General features: G+C 45.4%; 1 protein-coding gene. It reads right to left on the bottom strand.

The window, feature by feature from the left end; all coding sequences use genetic code 11:
• Positions 1-205: 205 nt before the first annotated feature.
• On the bottom strand, positions 206-1900 hold a 1695-nt coding region (locus tag BBG47_RS30220; protein ID WP_175400661.1), incomplete at its 5' end, for a hypothetical protein.

Raw genomic sequence — 1900 nt, 5'->3', positions numbered from 1 at the left:
GATCACATAATTGGTGGGTTCTGAGGGGTTTGAACCCTCGACCTGATGATTAATGGTTTTTTCATTCGATAAGGGCGAGAGAATAGGGGAAGTAAGCAAAATAAAAACCCTTAGTTTCAAGGGTTTCAGTTATGCCATCGCGGGAACCTCCTAGTACGGATATATTCCTGCGATGGCAATTAGGTTTACAATTATTAACTAACAGCTATTCTTGGATCGTGATGCTGACATTTGTATCGATTGCAGTAGGGATGTTGGCTGTAAAATGTACATTTTTATCATTTGCTGCTACGTCCCAGCCTGAAACTGAATTCCCAAATGCTTGTGCAATTTTGGTCGCTACTTCAGCAGGTGTCTCGGTTCCTGTGAGTGTGACATGAACAGGAACGGATGCCGTTCCATTCGTGAATGTAATTAAGAGTGTTCCTGCTTTTTTTGCGCCTTCGGTAATTGTTAATGTTGCAGTTTTTGTACCGCCTACAGAGGCAGCAACCCCTTCTGAGGTGATTGTACTATTCATTTGTCCCATTCCTGTTGGCATCTCTTCTACTTTTGCGACAACAAGATCATTATTTGCAGCAGGTGCTAGGGCCGTAAATTGGACGTTTGAGCCAATAGCGGCAACATCCCACCCGATGACTGAAGAACCAAATGCCGTAGCAATTTTCATCGCTAGCTCATCAGCTGTTTCTGTGCCTGCTACGGGTACATTTACGGCAACAGGGTTTAACCCATCTGTAAATTCTGCATGAATCGAACCGGGAGCCGTTGCTCCGTTAGGAATTGCTATTGTTGCAACTTGTGCGGCACCTGCAGAAGCAGCAGGATTGCCTAAGGTAGTAATCGTGCTATCCGGCATTCCTACTCCAGAATCTAATCCCGATAGTCTCGCAAATGCCTTTGGGTTATTCTCGGCCGGAGCATAGGCTTTGAATAGTACTCTCGTATGATCTGTGGTTACGTTCCAGCCTGGAATAGAGTTACCGAAAGCCGCAGCAATTTTAGATGCTAATTCATCGCCTGTTTCCGGATCACCGAGCATTGTTAAATATACAGTTTTTGTGGAAATACCGTCCGTAAATGTAACGCCAATCGGGCCACCGCTGGATAAGAATTTACGCAATTGCAATGTCACAACCTGTGCTAATTTTACATGAACATCACCTGGTATCGTGATTGTACTTGTTGGAGCCCCTGTCCCCGAAGCCTCAAAAATATGTACGACAACGTTGTCATTATTCGCTGCCGGTACTTGAGCGATAAAGAGGACGTCCGAACCGTTTACTGATACGTTCCACCCCGGAATAGAGTTACCGAAAGCTCCGGCGATATTGGCAGCCACCTCATCGGCAGTTTCGAATCCTTTTAAGTAGATTTGTATACGAACAGGCTGTGTTCCATCAGTGAATTCCGCATATAATGATCCCTGTGCTTTAGCGCCATTAGATATAGATAATGTCGCTACTTGAGCAGTGCCTGAAATCGATTCAACGCCCGGTGTCGTAATCTTACTCGTAAGCATACCGATGCCTGTTTCTATACCTTCCACATTAGCTGTAACACTCGCATTGTTCGCTGCAGGGGCATCAGCTGTAAAGATTACATTCGCACCGCTGGCTGTTACATTCCATCCTTTAATTGCAGAACCAAATGCCGCAGCAATTTCTGTAGCTATATGAGTCGCAGTCTCTGTTCCGTTCAGTACAACATTAACAGCCACAGGAGATGTACCATCCGTAAACGTAGCTTGAAGCATTCCAGCTGATGCTGCATCATTCATTATTGGTAGCGTTGCGACTTGAGCCACTCCCGTCATCAGATAATTTTCCAGAGAGGTCGTATACGTCACGCCTGTAACACTAGGCAGCCCTGGATCTGGTTTTGGATCTGGTTTTGGATC

The sequence above is a fragment of the Paenibacillus sp. KS1 genome, from assembly GCF_001680695.1.
GTDB lineage: Bacteria > Bacillota > Bacilli > Paenibacillales > Paenibacillaceae > Paenibacillus_B > Paenibacillus_B suaedae.
The sequence above is the reverse complement of the archived record's forward strand: the minus strand, read 5'-3'. Positions and strand labels throughout refer to the sequence as shown.